The 23,211-nt window shown below is 54.1% G+C and carries 27 protein-coding genes and 1 other RNA gene; 17 read left to right on the top strand and 11 right to left on the bottom strand.

The features are described from left to right. The first annotated feature begins 58 nt into the window (after positions 1–58). Positions 59–277, top strand: a complete 219-nt coding sequence (locus tag E0E17_RS02125; protein ID WP_130835432.1) for an ogr/Delta-like zinc finger family protein — start codon at positions 59–61, stop codon at positions 275–277. A gap of 25 nt (positions 278–302) precedes the next feature. On the opposite strand, the gene E0E17_RS02120 is transcribed toward E0E17_RS02125, so the two are convergent. The 3 genes from E0E17_RS02120 to smpB form a co-directional block, all read right to left on the bottom strand. Further along, positions 303–785, bottom strand: a complete 483-nt coding sequence (locus tag E0E17_RS02120; protein ID WP_130831088.1) for a BRCT domain-containing protein — start codon at positions 783–785, stop codon at positions 303–305. A gap of 126 nt (positions 786–911) precedes the next feature. Then, positions 912–1,278, bottom strand: a transfer-messenger RNA (tmRNA) gene (ssrA, locus tag E0E17_RS02115). 45 nt (positions 1,279–1,323) lie between these two features. Beyond that, positions 1,324–1,806, bottom strand: a complete 483-nt coding sequence (gene smpB, locus E0E17_RS02110) for an SsrA-binding protein SmpB (RefSeq protein WP_130831086.1) — start codon at positions 1,804–1,806, stop codon at positions 1,324–1,326. A gap of 158 nt (positions 1,807–1,964) precedes the next feature. Between smpB and E0E17_RS02105 the strand changes: the two genes are divergently transcribed. Together E0E17_RS02105 and E0E17_RS02100 are read left to right on the top strand one after the other, a co-directional pair. Then, the gene (locus tag E0E17_RS02105; RefSeq protein ID WP_130831084.1) at positions 1,965–2,399 is read left to right on the top strand and encodes a type II toxin-antitoxin system RatA family toxin; all 435 of its coding nucleotides are present in this window, start codon (positions 1,965–1,967) and stop codon (positions 2,397–2,399) included. Further along, positions 2,389–2,682 (top strand): RnfH family protein, encoded by a 294-nt coding sequence (locus tag E0E17_RS02100; protein ID WP_207302071.1) that lies wholly within the window; start codon positions 2,389–2,391, stop codon positions 2,680–2,682. Before E0E17_RS02105 ends, E0E17_RS02100 begins: the two co-directional genes overlap by 11 nt. Positions 2,683–2,767: 85 nt before the next feature. Here E0E17_RS02100 and bamE read toward each other — a convergent pair whose 3' ends face one another. The 3 genes from bamE to nadK all read right to left on the bottom strand — a co-directional run bounded on the left by bamE (position 2,768) and on the right by nadK (position 5,927). Next, positions 2,768–3,115 (bottom strand): outer membrane protein assembly factor BamE, encoded by a 348-nt coding sequence (gene bamE, locus E0E17_RS02095; protein ID WP_130831080.1) that lies wholly within the window; start codon positions 3,113–3,115, stop codon positions 2,768–2,770. 187 nt (positions 3,116–3,302) lie between these two features. Next, the gene (recN, locus tag E0E17_RS02090; RefSeq protein ID WP_130831078.1) at positions 3,303–4,964 is read right to left on the bottom strand and encodes a DNA repair protein RecN; all 1,662 of its coding nucleotides are present in this window, start codon (positions 4,962–4,964) and stop codon (positions 3,303–3,305) included. 84 nt (positions 4,965–5,048) lie between these two features. Continuing rightward, on the bottom strand, positions 5,049–5,927 hold the full coding sequence (nadK, locus tag E0E17_RS02085; protein ID WP_130831076.1) for an NAD(+) kinase: 879 nt from the start codon (positions 5,925–5,927) through the stop codon (positions 5,049–5,051). Between the two features lie 121 nt (positions 5,928–6,048). On the opposite strand from nadK, the gene grpE reads away from it, so the two are divergent. Next, a complete protein-coding gene (gene grpE / locus E0E17_RS02080; RefSeq protein WP_130831074.1) occupies positions 6,049–6,630 on the top strand; it encodes a nucleotide exchange factor GrpE in 582 nt (193 codons plus the stop codon). 65 nt (positions 6,631–6,695) lie between these two features. Here grpE and ung read toward each other — a convergent pair whose 3' ends face one another. Continuing rightward, on the bottom strand, positions 6,696–7,376 hold the full coding sequence (gene ung, locus E0E17_RS02075) for a uracil-DNA glycosylase (RefSeq protein WP_130831072.1): 681 nt from the start codon (positions 7,374–7,376) through the stop codon (positions 6,696–6,698). Between the two features lie 242 nt (positions 7,377–7,618). On the opposite strand from ung, the gene grcA reads away from it, so the two are divergent. After that, positions 7,619–8,002 carry an autonomous glycyl radical cofactor GrcA gene (grcA, locus tag E0E17_RS02070; protein WP_130831070.1) on the top strand — a complete coding sequence of 128 codons (384 nt, stop codon included), beginning with the start codon at positions 7,619–7,621 and terminating at the stop codon, positions 8,000–8,002. Positions 8,003–8,235: 233 nt separating this feature from the next. Here grcA and srmB read toward each other — a convergent pair whose 3' ends face one another. Further along, positions 8,236–9,564: an ATP-dependent RNA helicase SrmB gene (srmB, locus tag E0E17_RS02065; protein ID WP_130831068.1), complete on the bottom strand. Its 1,329-nt coding sequence runs from the start codon at positions 9,562–9,564 to the stop codon at positions 8,236–8,238. 191 nt (positions 9,565–9,755) lie between these two features. On the opposite strand from srmB, the gene trmN reads away from it, so the two are divergent. Beyond that, positions 9,756–10,502, top strand: a complete 747-nt coding sequence (trmN, locus tag E0E17_RS02060) for a tRNA(1)(Val) (adenine(37)-N(6))-methyltransferase TrmN (protein ID WP_165446250.1) — start codon at positions 9,756–9,758, stop codon at positions 10,500–10,502. On the opposite strand, the gene nadB is transcribed toward trmN, so the two are convergent. Continuing rightward, on the bottom strand, positions 10,487–12,109 hold the full coding sequence (nadB, locus tag E0E17_RS02055) for an L-aspartate oxidase (RefSeq protein ID WP_130835431.1): 1,623 nt from the start codon (positions 12,107–12,109) through the stop codon (positions 10,487–10,489). The genes trmN and nadB overlap by 16 nt on opposite strands. 428 nt (positions 12,110–12,537) lie before the next feature. Here nadB and rpoE point away from each other — a divergent pair, with 428 nt between their 5' ends. The 11 genes from rpoE (at position 12,538) to acpS (ending at position 21,913) form a co-directional block, all read left to right on the top strand. Then, positions 12,538–13,116: an RNA polymerase sigma factor RpoE gene (gene rpoE / locus E0E17_RS02050; protein ID WP_010617748.1), complete on the top strand. Its 579-nt coding sequence runs from the start codon at positions 12,538–12,540 to the stop codon at positions 13,114–13,116. A 27-nt stretch (positions 13,117–13,143) separates the two neighbouring features. Further along, entirely contained in the window at positions 13,144–13,797 is a 654-nt protein-coding gene (gene rseA / locus E0E17_RS02045) for an anti-sigma-E factor RseA (RefSeq protein WP_130831064.1), read from the top strand. Continuing rightward, on the top strand, positions 13,797–14,753 hold the full coding sequence (gene rseB, locus E0E17_RS02040) for a sigma-E factor regulatory protein RseB (protein ID WP_130831063.1): 957 nt from the start codon (positions 13,797–13,799) through the stop codon (positions 14,751–14,753). Before rseA ends, rseB begins: the two co-directional genes overlap by 1 nt. Then, positions 14,750–15,214: a SoxR-reducing system protein RseC gene (gene rseC / locus E0E17_RS02035; protein ID WP_130831062.1), complete on the top strand. Its 465-nt coding sequence runs from the start codon at positions 14,750–14,752 to the stop codon at positions 15,212–15,214. The genes rseB and rseC overlap by 4 nt, the downstream gene beginning before the upstream one ends. Before the next feature lie 220 nt (positions 15,215–15,434). Next, positions 15,435–17,234, top strand: coding sequence for a translation elongation factor 4 (gene lepA, locus E0E17_RS02030; protein WP_130831061.1), 1,800 nt, complete (start codon positions 15,435–15,437; stop codon positions 17,232–17,234). 9 nt (positions 17,235–17,243) lie between these two features. Beyond that, positions 17,244–18,218: a signal peptidase I gene (lepB, locus tag E0E17_RS02025; RefSeq protein ID WP_130831060.1), complete on the top strand. Its 975-nt coding sequence runs from the start codon at positions 17,244–17,246 to the stop codon at positions 18,216–18,218. 131 nt (positions 18,219–18,349) lie between these two features. Then, a complete protein-coding gene (gene rnc / locus E0E17_RS02020; protein WP_033754012.1) occupies positions 18,350–19,030 on the top strand; it encodes a ribonuclease III in 681 nt (226 codons plus the stop codon). A gap of 45 nt (positions 19,031–19,075) precedes the next feature. Further along, positions 19,076–19,981: a GTPase Era gene (era, locus tag E0E17_RS02015; protein ID WP_130831059.1), complete on the top strand. Its 906-nt coding sequence runs from the start codon at positions 19,076–19,078 to the stop codon at positions 19,979–19,981. Positions 19,982–19,985: 4 nt separating this feature from the next. Further along, positions 19,986–20,729, top strand: a complete 744-nt coding sequence (gene recO / locus E0E17_RS02010; RefSeq protein WP_130831058.1) for a DNA repair protein RecO — start codon at positions 19,986–19,988, stop codon at positions 20,727–20,729. A gap of 72 nt (positions 20,730–20,801) precedes the next feature. Continuing rightward, positions 20,802–21,533: a pyridoxine 5'-phosphate synthase gene (pdxJ, locus tag E0E17_RS02005; RefSeq protein ID WP_130831057.1), complete on the top strand. Its 732-nt coding sequence runs from the start codon at positions 20,802–20,804 to the stop codon at positions 21,531–21,533. Then, entirely contained in the window at positions 21,533–21,913 is a 381-nt protein-coding gene (gene acpS / locus E0E17_RS02000) for a holo-ACP synthase (protein WP_130831056.1), read from the top strand. The genes pdxJ and acpS overlap by 1 nt, the downstream gene beginning before the upstream one ends. A 32-nt stretch (positions 21,914–21,945) precedes the next feature. Here acpS and E0E17_RS01995 read toward each other — a convergent pair whose 3' ends face one another. Together E0E17_RS01995 and E0E17_RS01990 are read right to left on the bottom strand one after the other, a co-directional pair. Then, positions 21,946–22,194: a YfhL family 4Fe-4S dicluster ferredoxin gene (locus E0E17_RS01995; protein WP_130831055.1), complete on the bottom strand. Its 249-nt coding sequence runs from the start codon at positions 22,192–22,194 to the stop codon at positions 21,946–21,948. A gap of 54 nt (positions 22,195–22,248) precedes the next feature. Beyond that, entirely contained in the window at positions 22,249–23,088 is an 840-nt protein-coding gene (locus tag E0E17_RS01990) for a MurR/RpiR family transcriptional regulator (protein WP_130831054.1), read from the bottom strand. Positions 23,089–23,211 lie beyond the last annotated feature (123 nt).

Here is a 23,211-nt window from a genome sequence, read left to right as displayed (position 1 = left end):
CAATATTGGATATTTGTGTATCATTATTGAGATTTCTATGGTGATGGAGAAGACAAAAATGATGAATTGCCCAAAGTGTGGATATGCGGCGCACACCCGGAGCAGTTTTCAGGTTTCTGACAGCACGAAAGAGCGTTACTGCCAGTGTCAGAATATCAATTGCGGCAGCACCTTTGTCACCCACGAAACGGTAGTGCGGTTTATCGTCACGCCTGCCCTGATAAATAATGCCCCGCCGCACCCCGCACCGGGGGGACAAGGGCATATCAATTTTTAAATCAGGGATCTGCTACGGCAAGTTTTTATTCGTCCGGGATCTCACCTGTTTCGATAAAATGTACAAAACTTGCCTCATCAATGATGATCGTCCCTTTCATGCGGGCTGCGTTTACTTTGGATGGCCCGGCATTATACCCGCAGCACAGCATTTGAAGATTTTGAGTCACTGAACTTCTAACCGTCAGACTGTATGATTCGGCAACTTCAATCAAACGTTCTTTATCTGCCTTTTTGAACCCCGTAAAACAAACGTCAAAAGTGGGAGCCCTGGGCTTAGTTACCTTAGTCAGATGAATGTAATTTTCAGGCAGGAAAGACTGGCAGGCTTGTTGTGCTTCATCTGGAGAGGGGAATTCCTGAAGAATTCTGTCTTTGCGAAACGTTCTTATCGAACGGGCTGACCGGCATATACCCTGAATGTAGTTATCGCTGTGGCTAACGTTGCTGATCGAATAGCTACCAATACGTGCGTTCGCATTGATGTAGACAAAGTGCATTTCTTCCATGTAAATCACCTTTATACATAAACGGCTACAGACGTTAATGAAGGGGGGGGCAAATCGGCTGCCGCCATTTTGCCGCCACTACCAAACGAAAAAGGGCTACGCTTTCGCGTAACCCTTTGTTTTGTTTGGTGGAGCTGGCGGGAGTTGAACCCGCGTCCGAAATTCCTACATCCTCGGTACTACATGCTTAGTCCAGTCTTTACATTCGCCTGGCAGCTGCGGACGGACACGCTACTGACAAACTAGCCTGATTAGTTTTAACGCTTCAACCCCAGGCAGGGCATCCACGCGATCTCTTTTGGGTTTGACCTCTCTTGATCCCCGTCCTAAGAGCGGAGGCTAGGGAGAGAGGGCTCTTAGCAGGTTATTAAGCTGCTAAAGCGTAGTTGCTTTCGTCGTTTGCGACTATTTTTTTGCGGCTTTTAACGAGGCCAACCGCCCCTCGGCATGCACCTTGGGTTTCGCGAATCCCGTCGAATCCAGAATCAGCCCCAAGAACTTCAAATTATAGCAATAAACACAGCATCAATCCAGCCGTTTAACGGCCCGCTTTCTTCATGATACGCGCTTTGTCGACCTGCCATTCGCGATCTTTGATGTCGGCGCGTTTATCATGCTGTTTTTTACCGCGCGCAACGCCAATCTTGACCTTACACCAGGCGTTTTTCCAGTACAGAGAAAGGGCGACAATGGTATAGCCTTCGCGGTTTACCCGACCGTAAAGCGAATCGAGTTCGCGCTGGTTAAGCAACAATTTACGGCTGCGCGTGGGATCGCATACCACATGCGATGAGGCCACTGCCAGCGGCTGGAACGTTGCACCGAAAAGATAGGCCTCGCCGTCACGAAGCAGGATGTAGCTGTCGCTGATATTTCCTTTGCCAGCACGGAGGGATTTCACTTCCCATCCTTGTAGCGCTAGCCCCGCCTCGAACTCTTCTTCGATGAAGTATTCATGACGGGCACGCTTGTTAAGCGCAATGGTGGCGGAACCGGGTTTGTGAGCTTTATTCTTTGTCATAGTAGAGAGATTTTACCTCACTTAAGCGGTTATGGCATCCCCTGTCCAGCGGGACGGTAAAAAACGCGTTATTCTAACATGCCTGTAAAGGTAAGGAATTTTAGTTTGATCGTTGAAAATGGTATAATTCAACGGTTTTGTGACAAACAGGAACCATTATGGCCCAGATTAGTCGTTCAGCGCTGGTCCCCTACAGCGCCGAACAAATGTACCAGCTTGTGAATGATGTGGATGCCTATCCCGAATTTTTACCAGGCTGTACCGGAAGCCGCGTCCTTGACGCTTCTGAGAACCAGATGACAGCATCGGTAGATGTGTCTAAAGCGGGGATCAGTAAAACCTTCACTACGCGCAACACGCTTACTGACAACCAGCGCATCCATATGCAACTGGTCGATGGCCCGTTCCGTAAGCTGACAGGCGGCTGGAATTTTATCTCTCTGGGTGATGACGCCTGTAAAGTCGAGCTGAGCCTTGAATTTGAGTTCACCAATATGCTGGTTGAAATGGCATTTGGGCGCATCTTCAAAGAGCTGGCCAACAGCATGGTGCAGGCCTTTACCCAGCGCGCGAAAGAGGTTTATCGTGCCTGAGATTGTGGTTGAGGTCGTTTATGCGCTTCCGGAAAAACAGTATCTGCGCAGCGTTACGCTGGAAGAGGGCAGTACGGTGGAGCAGGCGATAAAGGCGTCCGGGTTACTGGAGCTGCGTCGTGATATTGACCTCACCAGCAATAAAGTTGGCGTCTACAGTCGACCGGTAAAACTGAGCGATCCTCTGACCGATGGCGACAGGGTAGAGATTTATCGGCCGCTGATTGCCGATCCCAAAGAGATGCGGCGACAGCGGGCAGAGCGCTCGGCCAGCAAAAAATAATCCAGTGACTTATCTCTCTTGCCAGTAAGAGAGTGGATAAAAAAACAAAAGGCGCCCGCGGCGCCTTTTTGCATGAGCGAAAGGGTCAGCTCTGCGAACCGGTTAAGTTCGGTTTGTTATCAATGTTGGTCAGCACGCCATTACTGTCAAACGTCAGGGTCAGCGTTTGTTGTTTAACCTTTTCGTGGCCCGGCTGTTCGCGGAAGATGTAATACCAGACGTTGCTGCCAAAAGGATCACGCATCATGGGCGTACCCAGCGTATAAGCAACCTGTTGCTGCGTCATACCGGTATGCAGTTTGGACACATCACTGGCAACCAGATAGTTTCCCTGATTGATATCCGGACGATAGACCACGCGTTCAAGCGTGGAGCACCCGGCGGTCATCATCAACATTCCCACTGCCGCAGCAGTCAGCGTTTTACAGCGCATCTATACATTCCTTTTCGGGGGCCAAACACCTGTTAACAGGCTGTTCTTATGCCATCAAATTCTGAACTCTGCCTGCGGCAGGCTTATTACTCAGACGATATAAGCTGTCGATGATAATAAACCTTTCTGCTATTTAAAACCTCTACAGAGCATGCATATGACCACAGAGCCGGAAAAAAGTGCGTTATCAGGCCGCTAAAAGTTCTTTGGCATTGGCCAGCGTGTTGCGGGTCACTTCACTGCCACCCAGCAGACGCGCCAGCTCCTGCAGGCGCGCTCGCTTGTCCAGCGGCTGCATATGGGTTTCGGTCATGGCACCGTCGGTCTCTTTGCTGACAAAGAAATGATGATGCCCGCAGCCCGCGACCTGAGGCAGGTGCGTAACGCACATCACCTGAGTTGATTCTCCCAGCTGGCGCAGCATTTTGCCGACAACGGCAGCGGTAGGCCCGCTGATTCCGACATCCACCTCATCGAAAATCATCGCCGGCGTCTCCATTTTCTGCGCTGTGATCACCTGAATCGCCAGCGCGATACGTGAAAGTTCACCACCCGAGGCGACTTTGCCTAACGGCTGCAACGGCTGGCCGGGGTTAGTGGTGACGCGAAAATCGATGCGGTTCGCACCATCGGCGGTGAGTTGCTCCGGGTTAAAAGCGACGTCGATGGTAAAGCGACCATGCGGCATAGAAAGCGTACGCATACTGTCGGTAATCAGCGTCTCCAGCTCACGCGCATAGTGCAGGCGCTGCTGATGCAGCTGCTCTGCGGCGCTGAGCGCCGCCTGATGATGTATGCTCACCTGGGTCTGCAACATCTCCAGATCGCTCTCATGCTGTGTCAGCTGCTCCGCCTCCGCCAGCAACTGCTGGTGCAGGACAGGCAGCGCTTCGGGCGCGACATGATGTTTACGCGCCAGCGCAATCTGGCGTGAAATACGTTGTTCCAGTTCATACAGACGATTCGGGTCGAGGTCGAGCCGGTCACAGTAGTGGCGCAGCTCATCGCTGGCTTCGCTCAGCTGAATGGAGGCCTCTTCCAGCAGGTTGAATACGCCGCTGAGCTTATCATCCATCGTGATGAGTTCTGAGAGCATCTGGCGCGCCGTGTAGAGCAGACTCTGTAAGTTACTGTCGTCGCCATCAGCCAGAATTTGCAGCGCCTGCTGACTGGTGGACAGCAGCTGGCCGCTGTTTGCCAGCCGTTTGTACTCTTCATCAATCTGCTCATACTCGCCCGCCTGCGGGGCAAAGTCGTTCAGCTCTTTGAGCTGATACTGCAACAGTTCGCGGCGTGCTTCACGCTCCTGAGTCAGTTGCTGATGATGTGCCAGCGCACGGCAACTCTGGTGCCAGGCCTGATAACGATCGCGCATTTGCTGTAGCAGGTCGCTCTGGTAAGCGTAGGCGTCCAGCAGGTGTTTCTGGTGATCCGCTTTCAGTAGCAGCTGATGCGCATGCTGACCATGAATCTGAATCAGTAACTGGCCCAGCTCGCGCAGCTGTGAAAGGGGCACCGCGGTGCCATTAATAAAACCGCGCGAACGCCCGTCGGCGCTGATAACCCGACGCAGCAGGCATTCCTGGCCATCGTCCAGCTGATTCTCTTCCAGCCAGCGCTGGGCAGAAGGCGACGATTTTAACTGAAAGCGCGCGCAGATATCGGCGCGACTGGCACCCTGACGCACCATATCGGCTTCGGCACGGCCGCCGAGGCAAAGGCCAAGCGCATCAATAGCGATCGATTTCCCCGCGCCCGTTTCGCCGGTAATCGCCGTCATACCGCGTTGAAAATCGATTTCCAGTTCGCGCACGATAGCAAAATTACTGATTGTCAGTTGTGCCAGCATTTAATCACCTGTATGAAAAAACAGATATGGTTTTTCGTACAGTATAAACTGGTTTTATATCCAGTAAAGAGGCTGGCTCGCTTTTCAGAACAATTTTTTCGACCAGCTGAGTTTCGAGCTTAGCGTATTGAAGTAACTGTAGTTTTTCGGATGGATCAGGTTGAGATGATCCTGGCTGCGCCGAATCAAAACGTCTTCACCTTCCTGGATGGGCAGCGCGATTTGGCTGTCACAACTGATTTCAAGATCGCTGCGGCGGGATGAGAAGCGCAGGCGAATGGTACTGCTGCTGTTGATCACCAGCGGCCGCGCGGACAGGGTGTGAGGAAACATCGGCACCAGCGCAATGGCATCCAGCGAGGGCGTGAGAATCGGGCCGCCGGCTGACAGCGAGTAGGCAGTAGAACCCGTCGGCGTGGAAATAATCAGACCGTCGGAGCGCTGCGAAAAGGCGAAGTTCTCATCAATATAAACTTCAAACTCGATCATATGCGCCACTTTGCCCCGATGCAGCACCACTTCGTTGATGGCGCTGCCAATTCGCGGCGAGCATTCCTCTTTACAGACCTGCGCCTCCAGCAAAAAACGGCTTTCCACAAAATATTCGCCCTGCAGCACATCATCCAGCTGCTGCTGGGCATTATCGGGGTCGAGATCGGTGAGAAAACCCAGGTTGCCACGGTTAATGCCAATCACTTTAATATCGTAACGGGCGAGCACACGTGCGGCCCCCAGCATATTGCCATCGCCGCCCACCACCACGGCAAGATCGGCACGCTGACCGATTTCCGCCAGGGTTCCGGTGGCCACATTTTGCAATGCGAGCTCATGAGCAATTTGTTGTTCTACAATCACTTCATAGCCTTTTGCGGTCAGCCAGCGATAAAGCATCTCATGCGTGGTTAACGCAGTGGGATGACGTGGATGACCGACAATACCAATGCAGTTAAAGTGTTTGTTCATTTAGCGGGTGTTCCTCATAAGCCAAAATGGCCGGGCAATGTGATGGGTCCCTTGAAACCGTCAAACCGATCCCCATAATAAGCGAACCAGCGAGATGAATGTGCAAAACGCGGAGAAATTCATGAGTAGTAAAGAACAGAATACCCCTGACGAGCAAGTCTCAGAAGAAATTCAGCAGGAACAGCAGCAACATGATGATGCGGAGACAGCAGCCGAGGTAGATCCGCGCGATGAACGTATCGCCCAGTTAGAAGCGGAGCTGGCGCAGGCACAAACCGGCGTGCGTGATGCTCAGCTGCGTGCTCAGGCAGAAGTTGAAAATATCCGTCGCCGTAGCGAAATGGATGTTGAGAAAGCGCATAAATTTGCGCTGGAGAAGTTCGCCAATGAGCTGTTGCCGGTGATTGACAGCCTGGAACGTGCGCTGGAAGTGGCCGACAAAGAGAATCCGCAGCTGACCGCCATGATTGAAGGCATTGAGCTGACGCTGAAATCCCTGCTGGGTGCCGTGCGTAAATTCGGCATCGAAGTGGTAGGCGAGACCAATGTGCCGTTCAACCCGGAAGTGCATCAGGCGATGTCCATGATGGAGTCTGAAGAGGTTGCGCCCAACCATGTCATAATGGTGATGCAGCGTGGTTATACCCTGAATGGCCGCCTGTTGCGTCCGGCCATGGTCGCGGTGGCCAAAGCAAAAGCGTAATGCGCTGAGAATCTGCCCATTCTGCCCAAACGGCCGCCTGATACGCGGCCGTTTGCTTATCTGCCTTACTGCGGCAGTACGGGCATCCAGTCCACCGGCTCTTTTCCCGCCTTTTGCAGAATGGCATTGGTCTGCGCGAAATGCTGGCAGCCAAAAAAGCCGCGATGCGCGGAAAGCGGGGAAGGGTGGGGCGCCTGTAAAATATGATGGCGTTGCCGATCAATAATGCTGCCTTTTTTCTGAGCATGTGAGCCCCAGAGCAGGAAAACCACCCCTTCCCGGTGCATATTGATAGCCGAAATCACGCTGTCGGTAAACGTTTCCCAGCCGAAACGGGCATGAGAATGCGCTTTGCCCGCCTCTACGGTTAATACCGTATTCAGTAACATCACACCCTGTTTCGCCCAGCTTTCCAGAAAGCCGTGCGTCGGGCGCTGAAAGTCAGGAAATTCCTGCTCCAGCTCTTTATAGATATTCTGCAAAGAGGGGGGAACCGGCACGCCAGGCAGCACGGAAAACGCCAGCCCGTGGGCCTGATTCGGGCCATGATAGGGATCCTGCCCGAGGATCACCACCTTCACATCGCTCAGTTCGGTTAATCGAAAGGCATTAAAGACATCCTTTTGCGGCGGATAAACCGTCACGCCAGCGGCTCGCTCGTTAGCGACCAGCTTCAGCGTTTCGACAAAATAGGGTTTCTCTTTCTCTTCGGCCAGCACATCGTGCCAGGTTAGCTTATCAGCCATGCTGTACTCCCTGCGTTGATAACCTGTTTAGCTTAGCGTTTCCTGCTGCAGAGAAAAAATTAAAAAAACAGCTGAATGACTTAAATAGATTTTTTCTGAATTATCAGGCAGTTAATTAAGAGAAAATGCACGTGTCGCTTTTCGTTGATACAGGTCAAGACGTCTGACTGTTGCGATCTGTATACAAAGCTAACACAGGTATTCACTAACGGCGTTATGTTACTCAGCACGGGAGGCGCATTATGATTAACGGCATTCAAATCACCAACGCAGCGAAAAAGGAGCTTCTTCATTCCTTCTGGTTGCTGGACAGCAAGAAGGCGGAAGCGCGCTGCATCTGTGCAAAATCGGGTTTTACTGAGGGGCAGATTGTCCCTCTGCGTGAACTGGGAGAGGTCACCTGGCGTGAAGTCCCACTGGAAGTCCAACCGCAGGTGCGGGTTGAAGGCGGCCAGCATCTTAACGTGAACGTGCTGCGGCGGGAAACGCTGGAGGATGCGGTGCAGCATCCGGAGAAATACCCGCAACTCACCATCCGGGTTTCCGGCTATGCGGTGCGCTTCAATGCGCTGACGCCAGAGCAGCAGCGTGATGTGATTGCACGTACCTTTACAGAAAGCATATAAGCCAGTCCAGGCGCTACGGCACCTTTTTGTGGCTGAGTATAATTTCTGTGCACTGAAAGAAAGGGGGCTAATTATTTTTAATCAAAGAGTTAGCATGGCGGGATGGCGGATCGAAAGGGTGCGTTAAGTAACTATCTGGCTTACCTGAGGTTTTCAGTACCTGGCACGCAATTTCTGATAAAAAGATAAAAAAATCGCCCCGTTTGAGGCGATTTTTTTATTGCGCTGCTGAATTATTCCGCACCCTCTTTCGCGCTGTTCGCAGCCTTTGGCTTGCGGCGTTTACCAATATTCCTGGTATCGCGATGGCGTTTTTTCACGCGAGGCTTTTCACTTTCCTGCTCTTTTTTCTCTTTGCGTTTCGCAAGCACTTTTTTCGACGGTTTTCCGTTCGATTTTTCGGAAGGCGCGCGGGTAACCGGACGCAGTTCATCAATCACGCGGGCTTTCAGCGGCTCGTCGATGTAGCGGCTGATTTTGCCAAGCAACAGATGATCATGCGCTTCCACCAGCGACAGCGCGGTGCCTTTGCGTCCTGCGCGTGCCGTACGTCCTATACGGTGCAGATAGGTATCTGCCGTGCGCGGCATATCAAAGTTAAAGACGTGGCTGACATCATCAATATCGATACCGCGCGCCGCGACATCAGTGGCAACCAACACATTCACGCGCTCTTCAACCAGACGTTTGATCGCCTCGTTGCGCTTGGCCTGCACCATCTCACCTTCAAGGTAACTGCAGCGGATACCCGCTTCGTGCAGCCAGCCCACCAGTTCATGCAGACGTTCACGTTTACGAACGAACACGATGGAGCGGGTAACGTCCGGTTGCTTCAGCAGATGCACCAGCAGTTTAGTTTTGTGCTCCAGGTTGTCGGCACGGTAGTACCATTGCTGAATTTTCTTACGTTCGCGGTTGCTGGGCGTGGCTTCCACTTCCACCGGGTCGTTCAGCAGACGCTCCGCAAAATCTTTGATGTTCTCGCCTTCAAGTGTCGCTGAAAACAGCAGGGTCTGTTTACGCCAGCGCGTTTCGGCCGCAATGGTTTCAATATCCTGCGCGAAGCCCATGTCGAGCATGCGGTCCGCTTCATCGAGGATCAGCGTTTCTACCGCACGGCAGTCAAAATTCTCTTCTTTGATGTACTGCAGCAGGCGACCGGTAGTCGCGACTACCACATCCTGGTTTTCGCTGAATACCTCAGCATGGTTCATATAGGCGACGCCGCCGGTAATGGTCGCGATGTCGAGATGGGTATGTTTCGCCAGCTCGCGCGCCTGGTCGGCAACCTGCATTGCCAGTTCACGGGTGGGCGTGAGAATTAAAATACGTGGCGGTCCCGACTTTTTACGCGGGAAATCGAGCAGGTGCTGTAGTACCGGCAGCAGGTAAGCGGCCGTTTTCCCCGTACCGGTAGGTGCCGAACCCAGCACGTCACGACCCTCCAGCGCAGGCGGAATCGCAGCGGCTTGTATAGCGGTTGGGCGCGTGTAGCCTTTATCCTGCAGCGCTTCCAGCAGGCTTTCATCGAGTTCAAGTTCGGAAAATGTGGTTACGGTCATGGTCTACCTCAGTTTGGGGCGCTGATTATAGACAGATCGAACATAATCTTCATCTGTTTGTGTATTTACCCTGGCCTGCGCTTCGCTTGTGCGCCAGCTGGAAATTGACCAGACAGTGTAATCTGCGTCGGGTCACGTTACACTGACAGGCCGCATTTCAGCAGTTTAACAGTTAATGGTTGCAGAGCATGATGCAAGCTGACTTACCCTCGCGCCTTTCGCTAAAAAAGAACGGGTTTACGTTTAAGCGATTTTTTGTCGCCCACGATCGCTGCGCCATGAAAGTGGGGACCGACGCGATCTTACTGGGGGCATGGGCGCCGGTGGCGCAGGCCAGACGCGTGCTGGATATCGGCACCGGCAGTGGCCTGATTGCTTTAATGCTGGCGCAGCGTACGCCCGATACCGTGATGCTGGATGCTATTGAGCTGGACCCCGTTGCGGCGCAACAGGCCGGGGAGAACGTACAGGCTTCGCCCTGGGCCGCACGCATTCAGGTGCATGCGCAAAATGTCGTCACCTGGGCTGAGGCGTGCGACAAGCGTTATTCGCTGATCGTCAGTAATCCCCCCTATTTTGCCCCCGGTGTGGAGTGCGCCACGCCTGAGCGAGAGGCGGCGCGCTACACCGGAACGCTGGATCATCAGACGCTGCTGCGCTGTGCAGAGATGCTGATTGAAGAAACGGGCTTCCTGTGTGTCGTACTGCCGGAAGCGGTCGGCAATGATTTTATCGCACTGGCGCAGGACGATGGCTGGCATCTGCGTTTTCGCACCGATGTGGCGGAGTATGCCCATCGTCCGCCGCATCGGGTACTGCTGGGCTTCTCCCCCCAGCCGGGCGAAACCTTGCTGGAGCGCATAGTCATTCGCGGGGCAGACAAAAATTATTCTGACGTCTGGTGCAGTCTGACCCGGGACTTTTACCTGTTTTTGTAGTGCTCCGGCACCAGCACGGTGGGCTGCGCATCGGGTAAGGAGCCAGGGTAATCAAGCGTAAAGTGTAGCCCGCGGCTCTCTTTACGCGCCAGCGCACTGCGCACCATCAGTTCCGCCACCTGCACCAGATTGCGCAGTTCCAGCAGATTACTGGAGAGGCGGAAGTGGGCGTAATACTCGTCTGTTTCATGTTGCAGCAGGCTGATACGGCGCAGCGCGCGCTCCAGACGCCGGGTGGTACGCACAATCCCGACATAATCCCACATCAGCAGGCGCAGCTCATGCCAGTTATGCTGGATCACCACGCGCTCATCGGAATCATCCACCAGGCTCTCATCCCAGGCGGGCAGCGACGCCACCGCCTCGGTTGCCGGCAGGCGTTGATGAATATCCTTTGCCGCCGACCAGCCATATACCAGACACTCCAGCAGCGAGTTGGAGGCCATACGATTGGCACCGTGCAGACCGGTATAACTCACTTCGCCAATGGCGTACAACGCGTCGACATCGGTACGGCCATGCTGATCAACCATCACGCCGCCACAGGTGTAGTGCGCTGCAGGCACCACTGGGATCGCATCCCGGGTCAGATCGAGCCCAAACGTCAGCAGCTTTTCATAGATCATGGGAAAATGCGTCCGGATAAAAGCGGCGGGCTGGTGACTGATATCCAGATACATACAGGCAACGCCCAGACGTTTCATCTCATGATCGATAGCGCGCGCCACGATATCGCGCGGTGCCAGCTCGGCCCGTGCGTCGAAATCGGGCATAAAGCGGCTGCCATCGGGGCGCGTCAGCCAGGCACCTTCACCGCGCAGCGCCTCTGTCAGCAGGAAATTGTGCGCCTGAGGATGAAACAGACAGGTCGGATGAAACTGATTAAATTCCAGATTGGCCACGCGGCAGCCTGCGCGCCAGGCCATGGCAATACCATCACCTGAAGCGACGTCAGGATTTGTGGTGTACTGATACACTTTGGCCGCGCCGCCAGTCGCCAGCACTACCGTTCTGGCGCAACAGGTTTCCACCTGTTCGCGGTTGCGATTCCAGATCCAGGCGCCCAGCGCGCGTCGGGGGCCGGGTAGCCCGATTTTGTCAGAGAGAATCAGGTCAACGGCATTGGTACGTTCGAGAATATGAATATTGGGATGACTGAGCGCCTGGCTGACCAGCGTGGTTTCGACTTCGCGGCCCGTGGCATCCGCGCGATGCAGAATACGGCGGTGGCTGTGTCCGCCTTCCTGAGTGAGATGGTAGCGCTGCGCGCCATCCGGTTGGGTTTCCCGGTCAAAAGCGACGCCATGATCGATCAGCCACTGCACGCAGTGACGCGCATTACGGGCAATAAAGCTGACGGCTTCCCGATCACATAACCCGGCTCCGGCAATCAGCGTGTCTTCAATATGTGATTCGATGCTGTCCGCTTCGTCAAACACGGCAGCTATACCGCCCTGGGCATACAGCGTGGAGCCCTCATTGACCGGGCCTTTACTCAGCACCATGACCTGATGCTGCTGTTGCGCCAGGCGTAATGCCAGAGAGAGGCCTGCCGCACCGCTACCTATAATCAACACGTCACACTGATAATCGGGAAGTGAGCTCATCATGTTTAATTTACTAAACAAAGGGTAAGCTGAGCATAAGCATTAAGCGTGGCTGTGTGAAGTATTTTGAACAAATTTGCGGCTTATCGCCGGGTGCTGGACGCGCGTTTACAGTATTATCAGTACGTTAATCAGCCCGCCATTCTCAGGCTGTTTGCTATGTGAAACTTTGCAACAGGCAGGGGATTTAAAGATGAAAAAGCCAGTGGCATAAGGTACTCTGCCTGCGACCAGACGCTCAGCCAGCGCAGCGGTGAGCGCAATGGCGCGCCGCAGTTCACAACGAATAACAATGCGGGTCGCGCGGCGACGGAAGAATTATCAGGACGTAACTGAACTTCAGGGAAACCTGTCACTCTAAGCGCATGCTTGCTTAGAAATTGTGTTCATTTACGCGTGGAGGAAAATTTGGGGAGACATTACCTCGGATGAGCGAGCAGTTAACGGATCAGGTTCTCGTTGAACGGGTGCAGAAGGGAGATCAGAAGTCATTCAATTTACTGGTTATTCGATACCAGCATAAAGTGGCGAGCCTGGTTTCGCGTTATGTTCCTTCAGGCGATGTGCCTGACGTCGTACAAGAGTCCTTTATCAAAGCGTATCGCGCCCTGGAATCATTCCGTGGCGACAGCGCATTTTATACCTGGCTGTATCGCATTGCGGTTAACACTGCAAAAAATTATCTGGTTGCTCAGGGGCGTCGTCCGCCATCCAGCGATGTGGATGCGATTGACGCAGAAAATTTCGAAAGTGCCGGTGCACTCAAAGAAATATCGAACCCTGAGAACTTAATGTTGTCTGACGAATTGAAACAAATTGTCTTTCGAACCATTGAGGCGCTTCCTGAGGATTTGCGTATGGCAATCACCCTCAGAGAACTGGATGGACTGAGTTATGAAGAGATCGCCGCTATTATGGATTGTCCGGTAGGTACCGTTCGTTCACGGATCTTTCGCGCACGAGAGGCTATTGATAATAAAGTTCAACCGCTTATCCAACGTCAGTGATAACGGCAACAGGAAGGGTACTGAGGCATGCAGAAAGAAAAACTTTCCGCTTTAATGGATGGTGAAACTTTAGATAACGAGCTGTTGTCGGCGTTATCAAAGGACGCAGAACTTCAAAAAAGCTGGGAAAGCTACCATCTTATCCGCGATACCATGCGTGGTGATGTAGGCACACACCTGCATTTCGATATCTCCGCACGGGTTGCTGCTGCTATCGAACAGGAACCGCTACGCAAAGTAACCGAGCTGATCCCGGAAGCGCAGCCGGAGCCGTCTCGCTGGGAGAAAATGCCTTTCTGGCGCAACGTGCGTCCATGGGCATCGCAGCTGACGCAGATCGGGGTTGCCGCTTGTGTTTCGCTGGCGGTGATTGTTGGCGTACAGCACTATAACCAGCCAGCAGGCAGCGATGCCCCGGTTTCGGAAGCGCCGGTATTTAATACCCTGCCGATGATGGGCAAGGCGTCACCGGTCAGCCTGGGTGTGCCTTCCGATGCGTTTGACACCAACAGCGCAAACCAGCAGGTGCAGGAACAGCGCCGCCGGGTAAATGCCATGTTGCAGGATTATGAACTGCAACGCCGTTTGCATTCCGACAATCTGCAGTTCGATCAGCGCGCGCCACAGCAGGCGCAACTGCAGGTTCCGGGTAACCAGTCGTTAGGAATTCAGCAGCAGTAATGAAGCAATTCTGGTGTGCCGTTAGCCTGCTGGCTGGCAGCCTGCTCTGGACATCAACCGCCCCGGCAGAAACTTCTGCGCCCGGGGCGTTGTTACAACAGATGGAACAGGCCAGTCAGTCGCTGAACTACGAATTTGCCTATATCAACGTCTCTCGTCTCGGCATTGAATCGCTCCGTTATCGTCATGCCGTGCTCGATAACCGCATTTATGCGCAGCTGCTGCAGATGGATGGCCCGCGTCGTGAGGTTATCCAGCGCGGCAACGATATCAGCTATTTTGAACCTGGCCTTGAGCCTTTTTCGCTGCCCGGTAATCACATTATCGATGCTTTGCCGGCAGTGATTTTCGCTGACTTTTCCCGCCTCGACGACAACTACGATTTTATCCCGGTTGGACGTGCCCGTATCGCCGATCAGATGTGCGAGGTAGTGCGCATTGTCTCGCGTGATGGCACCCGCTATAGCTATGTGGTCTGGCTGGATGTGGATACCAAACTGCCGCTGCGGGTCGATCTGCTGGATCGCGACGGCGAGACGCTGGAGCAGTTCCGGGTGATCAGTTTCGCCGTGGATGAAGGCGTGCGTAACCTGATGCAGGGGCTGCAAAAAGCCAGCCTGCCGCCTTCGCTGTCGGTACCTGAAGGGGACAAGGTCACTCTGAACTGGCAGCCTGGCTGGTTGCCAGCTGGCATGAAAGCGGTCTCGCAGAGCCGTCGTAATATCCCGGCGATGAATAAAACCGTGGAATCACGTCTCTACAGCGACGGCCTTTTCAGTTTTGCCATTAATATCACCCCGGCGGATAAAAGCAGCGTCAATCAGACATTGCGCACGGGACGTCGTACAGTACAAATCAAAGTAAGCAATAATAGAGAAATTACTGTGGTGGGCGAATTACCCCCTGCCACGGCAAAACGTATTGCGGACAGTATTGATTCAGGTACTCAAAAATGATGAAAGAATGGGCCACGGTGGTTGCCTGGCAGGACGGTATTGCCACGCTGCATTCAGAGGCAAAAACTTCCTGTAACAGTTGCTCGGCACGCAAAGGCTGCGGCAGCCACATGCTGAACAAACTCGGCCCCAAAAATGCGCATGTGATGCAAATCGCCAGCGCGCAACCGTTACAGCCCGGTCAGCGGGTTGAAGTGGGCATCAAAGAGAGCAGCCTGCTGGGTTCGGCGCTGCTGGTCTATATGACGCCATTGCTCGGGCTGTTTGTGGTGGCGGGGCTGTTCCAGATGCTGTTTCATACTGACCTCGCGGCGGCCAGTGGCGCGCTGCTGGGCGGCGTCGGGGGTTTTATCCTGGCGAAAGGGCTCTCCACGCTGCTGGGCGATCGCGAAGCCTTCCAGCCGGTGATTCTGAACGTGGCGTTACCTCCAGATGCTCTGCGCGTTAATACCGACGCCTGATCCTGCCGTTGTGACCGCACGGGTTGCGGTCTTATCTGTTGGCTTACTTGCTGAATTCTGTTGCGATTACGCGGCGTTCCATTCTTTTATGCGCGGCGCTAACAGTGTAATATGCGACGTCATTAATGAGGCTGACAGGATTGTGGGTAAAGAGCGATCTTCCTGAATATGTCTGTGCTCGGGTTTTCAACTGATTTTCTACGTGAAGATACTCATATAAATGAAGCACATAAGAAACTTCTCCATCATCGCGCACATTGACCACGGTAAATCAACGCTCTCTGACCGTTTGATTCAGATTTGTGGTGGATTATCCGATCGCGAGATGGCCGCGCAGGTTCTTGACTCCATGGATCTGGAGCGTGAGCGCGGTATTACCATTAAAGCACAGAGCGTGACGCTCGATTACCACGCAAAAGACGGCGAAACTTACCAGCTCAATTTTATCGATACGCCCGGACACGTTGACTTCTCTTATGAAGTATCCCGTTCACTGGCCGCCTGTGAAGGTGCATTGCTGGTGGTGGATGCCGGTCAGGGTGTTGAAGCACAGACCCTGGCGAACTGCTATACGGCCATTGAGATGGATCTGGAAGTGGTGCCGGTACTGAACAAAATTGATCTGCCAGCGGCAGATCCGGATCGCGTCGCGCAGGAAATTGAAGATATTGTCGGCATTGATGCCACCGATGCGGTGCGCTGCTCGGCAAAAACCGGTGTGGGTGTTCCCGATGTGCTGGAACGTCTGGTGCGTGACATCCCGCCGCCGGAAGGCGATCCGGAAGGACCGCTGCAGGCGCTGATTATTGACTCCTGGTTTGATAACTACCTGGGCGTGGTGTCTCTGGTGCGCGTGAAAAACGGCACGCTGCGCAAAGGAGAAAAAATCAAGGTAATGAGTACCGGGCAGGTCTATAACGCTGACCGTCTGGGCATCTTTACACCTAAGCAGGTTGATCGTACCGAACTCAAGTGCGGCGAAGTAGGCTGGCTGGTCTGCGCCATCAAAGATATTCTTGGCGCGCCGGTGGGCGATACCCTGACCGGCGCGAAATACGCGGCGGACAAAGCGCTGCCGGGCTTTAAAAAAGTGAAGCCGCAGGTGTATGCCGGTCTGTTCCCGGTCAGCTCTGACGATTACGAAGCCTTCCGTGATGCGCTGGGCAAACTGAGCCTGAATGACGCCTCGCTGTTTTACGAGCCGGAAAGTTCGACTGCGCTGGGCTTTGGCTTCCGTTGCGGCTTCCTCGGTCTGCTGCATATGGAGATCATTCAGGAGCGTCTGGAGCGCGAATACGATCTCGATCTGATTACCACTGCACCAACGGTCGTTTATGAAGTAGAAACCACCGGCGGAGAAACCCTGTATGTGGACAGCCCTTCCAAGCTGCCGCCGCTGAATAATATCGCTGAGCTGCGTGAACCGATCGCCGAGTGTCATATGCTGCTGCCGCAGGAATATCTGGGCAACGTGATTACCCTCTGCGTCGAGAAGCGCGGCGTGCAGACCAATATGGTCTATCACGGTAACCAGGTGGCGCTGACTTACGAGATCCCGATGGCGGAAGTGGTACTCGACTTCTTTGACCGTCTGAAGTCAACCTCGCGCGGCTACGCTTCGCTGGATTATAATTTTAAACGTTTTCAGACTTCTGACATGGTACGTGTTGATGTGCTGATTAACGCAGAGCGTGTGGATGCGCTGGCGTTGATCACTCACCGTGACAACTCGCAATACCGTGGTCGTGAGTTGGTGGAAAAGATGAAAGATCTGATCCCCCGTCAGCAGTTCGATATTGCAATTCAGGCCGCGATTGGCAATCACATCATTGCGCGCTCTACCGTGAAGCAGCTGCGTAAAAACGTGCTTGCCAAATGTTATGGTGGCGACGTCAGTCGTAAGAAGAAACTGTTGCAGAAGCAGAAAGAAGGTAAGAAGCGCATGAAGCAGGTTGGCAACGTCGAACTGCCGCAGGAAGCTTTCCTGGCTATTCTGCATGTCGGCAAGGACAGCAAATAAGGATACCTGATGGCTAATATGTTCGCCCTGATACTGGCAGTTGCGACGCTGGTAACCGGTATTATCTGGTGTATCGATCGGTTTAAGTGGGCGCCTGAACGTCGGGCGAAACAGGCGGCGGCACAGGCGCAGACTGATAATGCGCTGGACAGTAAAACGCTGGCAAAAGTCTCTGCCCAGCCTGGCTGGATGGAGACTGCGGCGTCGGTGTTTCCGGTACTGGCCGTGGTATTTGTGGTGCGCTCGTTTATCTACGAACCTTTTCAGATCCCATCGGGTTCGATGATGCCGACACTGCTGATTGGTGATTTTATTCTCGTTGAGAAATTTGCCTATGGCATTAAAGATCCCATCACCCAGACCACACTGATTCCGACCGGTCATCCGCAGCGGGGCGATATTGCCGTCTTTAAATACCCGAAGGATCCCAGCCTGGATTACATTAAGCGGGTAATTGGCCTGCCGGGTGATAAAGTCAGCTACGATCCTTACAGCAAAACGCTGACGGTCGTGCCGGGCTGCGCGCAAGGGCAGCCCTGTGATAAAGCGTTGCCGGTGACCTATTCTGATGTACAGCCCAGCGGTTTTATTCAGACCTTTAGCGGCTTTAATGGTAATGAGAGCGGCAGCGGTTTTTATCAGGTTCCCCAGGGAGAAACCATGCGCGGTGGTCTGCGTTTGGGTACCCGCCAGGAGAGCCTGGGCGACGTGACGCACAATATTTTGTTAGTCAATGAAGCACAAAGCCAGGCCAGCATGTATTATCAGCAGCCGGGACAGCCGCAAGCCAGCTGGGTGGTCCCGCAAGGGCAATATTTCATGATGGGTGATAACCGCGATAACAGCGCCGACAGCCGCTATTGGGGTTTTGTCCCGGAGAAGAATCTGGTGGGCAAAGCGGTTGCCATCTGGATGAGCTTTGAGAAACAAGAAGGCCAGTGGCCCACCGGTGTACGCTTAAGCCGGATTGGTGGCATCCACTGACAACGCGTCCGCTATGGCGGACAGCACGGTTGGCTTCCTGCGGGAAGCCACTGCACACGAAACGGAACGTGTTGAACCCTCAGCCCTGTTTCGTATGCAGAGTTACAGACGCAAAAGATAACTGGAATCGCATGAACCCCATCCTCATCAACAAGCTTCAGCGCAAACTGGGCTACACTTTTACTCATCCGGAATTGTTGCAACAGGCGCTGACGCATCGTAGTGCCAGCAGCAAACATAACGAGCGTCTTGAATTTTTAGGCGATTCCATTCTCAGCTACGTGATTGCCAATGCGTTATATCACCGTTTTCCCCGTGTGGATGAAGGCGATATGAGCCGCATGCGTGCCACCCTGGTGCGTGGCAATACCCTGGCGGAGATGGCACGTGAATTTGACCTCGGCGAATGTTTACGCCTTGGACCGGGCGAGCTGAAAAGCGGCGGTTTCCGCCGTGAATCGATTCTCGCCGATACTGTGGAAGCCTTAATTGGCGGGATCTTTCTCGACAGTAATATCCAGACGGTAGAAAAATTGATTCTCGACTGGTATCAGTCGCGCCTGGAACAGATTAGCCCCGGCGATAAACAGAAAGATCCTAAAACCCGCCTGCAGGAGTATCTGCAGGGGCGCCACTTGCCGCTGCCTTCTTATCTGGTGGTGCAGGTGCGTGGCGAAGCCCACGATCAGGAATTTACCATCCACTGTCAGGTGAGTGGTATGGCTGAACCGGTAGTGGGCGTTGGCTCAAGCCGTCGTAAGGCTGAGCAGGCGGCCGCGGAACAGGCCCTGATTAAGCTGGGACTCGAATAGCAAAACCGCAGTGCCTGAACAGGCACTGATACACTCAGGACTCGAATGAGCGAACACGTTACTTATTGCGGCTTCGTCGCGATTGTTGGCCGACCCAACGTCGGCAAATCCACCTTACTGAACCAGTTGCTGGGGCAGAAGGTGTCGATCACCTCGCGTAAGCCGCAGACCACGCGCCATCGTATTATGGGCATCCACACCGAAGGGGAATATCAGGCAATCTATGTCGATACCCCCGGTCTGCACATTGAAGAGAAGCGCGCCATTAACCGTCTGATGAACCGTGCTGCCAGCAGCTCGATTGGCGATGTTGAGCTGGTGATCTTTGTGGTCGAGGGCACGCGCTGGACCGCAGATGATGAAATGGTGCTGAACAAGCTGCGCGACAGCAAAGTGCCGGTATTGCTGGCCATCAACAAGGTGGATAACATCCAGGATAAAAGCGTGCTGCTGCCGCATATCCGCTTCCTCAGCGAGCAGATGAATTTTCTCGATGTGGTGCCGATCTCCGCGGAAAGCGGGAAAAATGTGGATGCGATTGCCAGTATCGTGCGCAAGCGTCTGCCGCAGGCCGAGCACCATTTCCCGGAAGATTACATCACCGATCGTTCCCAGCGCTTTCTGGCGTCGGAAATTATCCGTGAGAAACTCATGCGCTTTCTGGGCGCCGAACTGCCGTACTCCGTGACGGTGGAGATTGAGCGTTTTGTCTCCAATGAGCGGGGCGGGTACGATATCAACGGCCTGATTCTCGTGGAGCGGGAAGGGCAGAAAAAGATGGTGATCGGCAACAAAGGGGCCAAAATCAAAACCATCGGTATCGAAGCGCGTAAAGATATGGAAGAGATGTTCGAAGCCAAAGTGCATCTCGAACTCTGGGTTAAAGTCAAATCGGGCTGGGCGGATGACGAACGGGCGCTGCGTAGTCTGGGCTATGTAGACGATCTCTGATTTCATGGAAGGCTGGCAACGCGCCTTTGTGCTGCATAGTCGCCCTTACAGCGAAACCAGTTTATTACTGGATCTTTTCAGCGAAAGTCAGGGACGCGTACGGGTACTGGCAAAAGGTGCCCGCTCGCGTCGTTCACAACTGAAAGGGGCGTTACAGCCCTTTACGCCGCTGCTGGTGCGCTGGAGCGGACGCGGTGAAGTGAAAACGTTACGCAATGCCGAAGCGGTGTCACTGGCGCTACCCTTAAGCGGTATCACTCTCTATTGCGGACTCTATGTCAACGAACTGCTCTCCCGCGTGCTGGAGCAGGAAATCCCTTTCTCTGATCTCTTCTTTGATTATCTTCACTGTCTCCAGACGCTGGCCGCTGGCACGGGTACGCCGGAACCGGCGCTGCGTCGCTTTGAGTTGGCCCTGCTCGGCCATCTGGGGTATGGCGTAGACTTCCAGCACTGTGCCGGCAGCGGTGAACGGGTGGCGGATGCGATGACCTACAGCTACCGGGAAGAAAAAGGCTTTATCGCCAGCCTGGTGGTGAATAATCGCAGCTTTACCGGGCGGCAACTGCGCGCCCTGTGGGAGCGTGAATTTCCTGATGCCGATACGCTGCGTGCCGCCAAGCGCTTTACCCGCATGGCGCTGAAACCCTACCTTGGCGGTAAGCCGCTGAAAAGCCAGGAGCTGTTCCGGCAGTTTATCCCGAAGAAACGTGCCGACCAGGTGACAGAGGATCCGCAAGCGAAGTAGTACTGGTCGTAGCGCAGGCGACAGCGGGCAATGTACACTGCATATCACTACGGATAAGAATTGAGGTTTCTCATGGCTGAATTGCTGTTAGGCGTCAACATTGACCATATCGCCACTGTGCGTAATGCCCGTGGCACAAATTATCCCGATCCGGTGCAGGCTGCGTTTGTTGCTGAGCAGGCGGGGGCTGATGGCATCACGGTGCATCTGCGTGAAGATCGTCGTCATATTACCGACCGTGACGTACGCCTGCTGCGAGAGACCATCCAGACGCGCATGAATCTGGAGATGGCGGTAACCGATGAAATGATCGCCATCGCCTGCGAGATAAAACCTCACTTCTGCTGTCTGGTGCCGGAAAAGCGTCAGGAAGTGACCACCGAAGGGGGGCTGGACGTGGCTGGTCAGCAGGAGAAGATCAGTGCGGCGGTAAAACAGCTGAGCGCTGCAGGTATTTTGGTTTCCCTGTTTATTGATGCTGACCTGCGTCAGATTGAGGCAGCGGCGGCCTGCGGCGCACCCTACATTGAAATTCATACCGGTGCCTGGGCGGAGGCGGCTGATGAGGCGGCGCGCGCGGCGGAACTGGCGCGTATTGCCCATGCGGCCACCTTTGCTGCCGGTCTGGGGCTGAAAGTGAATGCCGGACACGGACTGACCTATCACAACGTGCTGCCGATAGCAGCCCTGCCGGAGATGCATGAACTGAATATCGGTCATGCCATTATTGGCCGGGCGCTGATGAGCGGACTGGCGGAAGCGGTGAAAGAGATGAAGCTGCTGATGCGGGAAGCGCGTCGCTGATGGCTATTATCGGGCTGGGCACCGACATTGTAGAAATTGAGCGTATCGCTGGCGTACTGTCACGCTCGGGTGATCGCCTGGCACGTCGCGTGTTGAGTCAGGCGGAATGGCTGCAGTATCAGGCGCATCAGCAGCCGGTTCGCTTTCTGGCAAAACGCTTTGCGGTAAAAGAGGCGGCGGCCAAAGCTTTTGGCACCGGCATTCGCGGCGGACTCGCCTTTAATCAGTTTGAAGTTTATAACGATGAACTGGGCAAACCTGGCCTGCGTTTTTTCCTGCATGCCTCAGAGGTGGCAGAAAGGCTGGGAGTGAAATCAGTGCATGTGACGCTGGCCGATGAGCGCCACTATGCCTGTGCCACGGTGATTATTGAGAGCTGAAAAGAAGGGCCGATCAGACGTACCGGCCCGCTTCAGTGATATAAACCCACAAACTTCTCCCACAAGGTCTCACGGCTTTCATCATGCTGCGGATCGGGAATAATGGTGTTATCGATAGGGCAAACGCTCTGGCAGGTGGGGGCATCGTAATGACCCACGCATTCGGTACAGCGACTGACATCAATCTGATAGATCTCCGCACCCGGCGAAATCGCCTGGTTCGGACACTCCGGCTCGCACATATCACAGTTAATACATTTAGCGGTAATCAGCAGCGCCATGGTTTTGCTCAATAACAACAGAAAGGGCGCGGGTATTATACGCGCCTGCTTTCCTCAGACCAGTTTTTTCACCAGCGCCTCGCTGTGGCGAATATGGCTGGCGGCGCGTTCCGGATCCTGTTGTACCAGCGCCATAAACAGCAGGTCGGTCAGCGCCAGCTGAGCGCTGGTTGAGGAGATAGAAGCGCTGCGCATGCTCTGTTCTTCCGCCACGGTATAGAGCGAGTGAGTCGCACACTGCTGCAGAGTGTTGGGCGTAAAGCCGGTGAAGGCGATAACATGCGCACCGGCACGCGCCGCTTCCTGCGCCGCCAGATTGATTTCACGGCGTTCGCCGGTATAAGAGATGGCAAGCAGCACATCGCCGGGCTTCATCGCCTGTACGCTGGCCAGCAGGGCGTGCATATCCTGCTCCGCCACAGCATTAATGCCGATTTTCATCAGCTTCCAGGAGAAATCCTTGGCCACCAGACCGGATGCGCCAATGCCCACCAGCAAAATGCGCTGGGCGTTCTCCAGCAGGTGCAACGTCTCGCGCAATTTCTCTTCACTGTTAATATCGAGCGTGGCGCGGATCGCAGACTGCTTTTCAGTAAATAGCTTCTCTCCGACCACTTTGAGCGGATCGTCACTGAGAATATGGTTATGTACCGTAATCGCATCTCTGTCCGCCAGTGATTCGCTTAAGGCCAGTTTCAGCGCAGGAAAGCCTTTATAACCCAGTTTCTGGGCAAACTTTACAACGCTGGACTGGCTTACGCCCGCCTCTTCGGCCAGCTTTTGTGAGCTGAGGTGTCGTGCCCGATCCGGCTGTGACAACAAATAATCCGCCAGTCGACGCTCGTTAAGCGCCAGGCGCGGGTAGAGTTGACGGATACGCAGCAATGAACTCATGCCTGGTCCTTTTTCGCTAAGCTTTTTCTAAGCTGTAAATGGTTACGTCCTCGCACGGCGCAACGGACTGAAAACACACTTACGCCGGCGGGTGACGCAGAATAAACTATTCACCTGGCATTG

The sequence above is a fragment of the [Erwinia] mediterraneensis genome (assembly GCF_900604315.1).
GTDB lineage: Bacteria > Pseudomonadota > Gammaproteobacteria > Enterobacterales > Enterobacteriaceae > Pantoea > Pantoea mediterraneensis_A.
The sequence above is the reverse complement of the archived record's forward strand: the minus strand, read 5'-3'. Positions and strand labels throughout refer to the sequence as shown.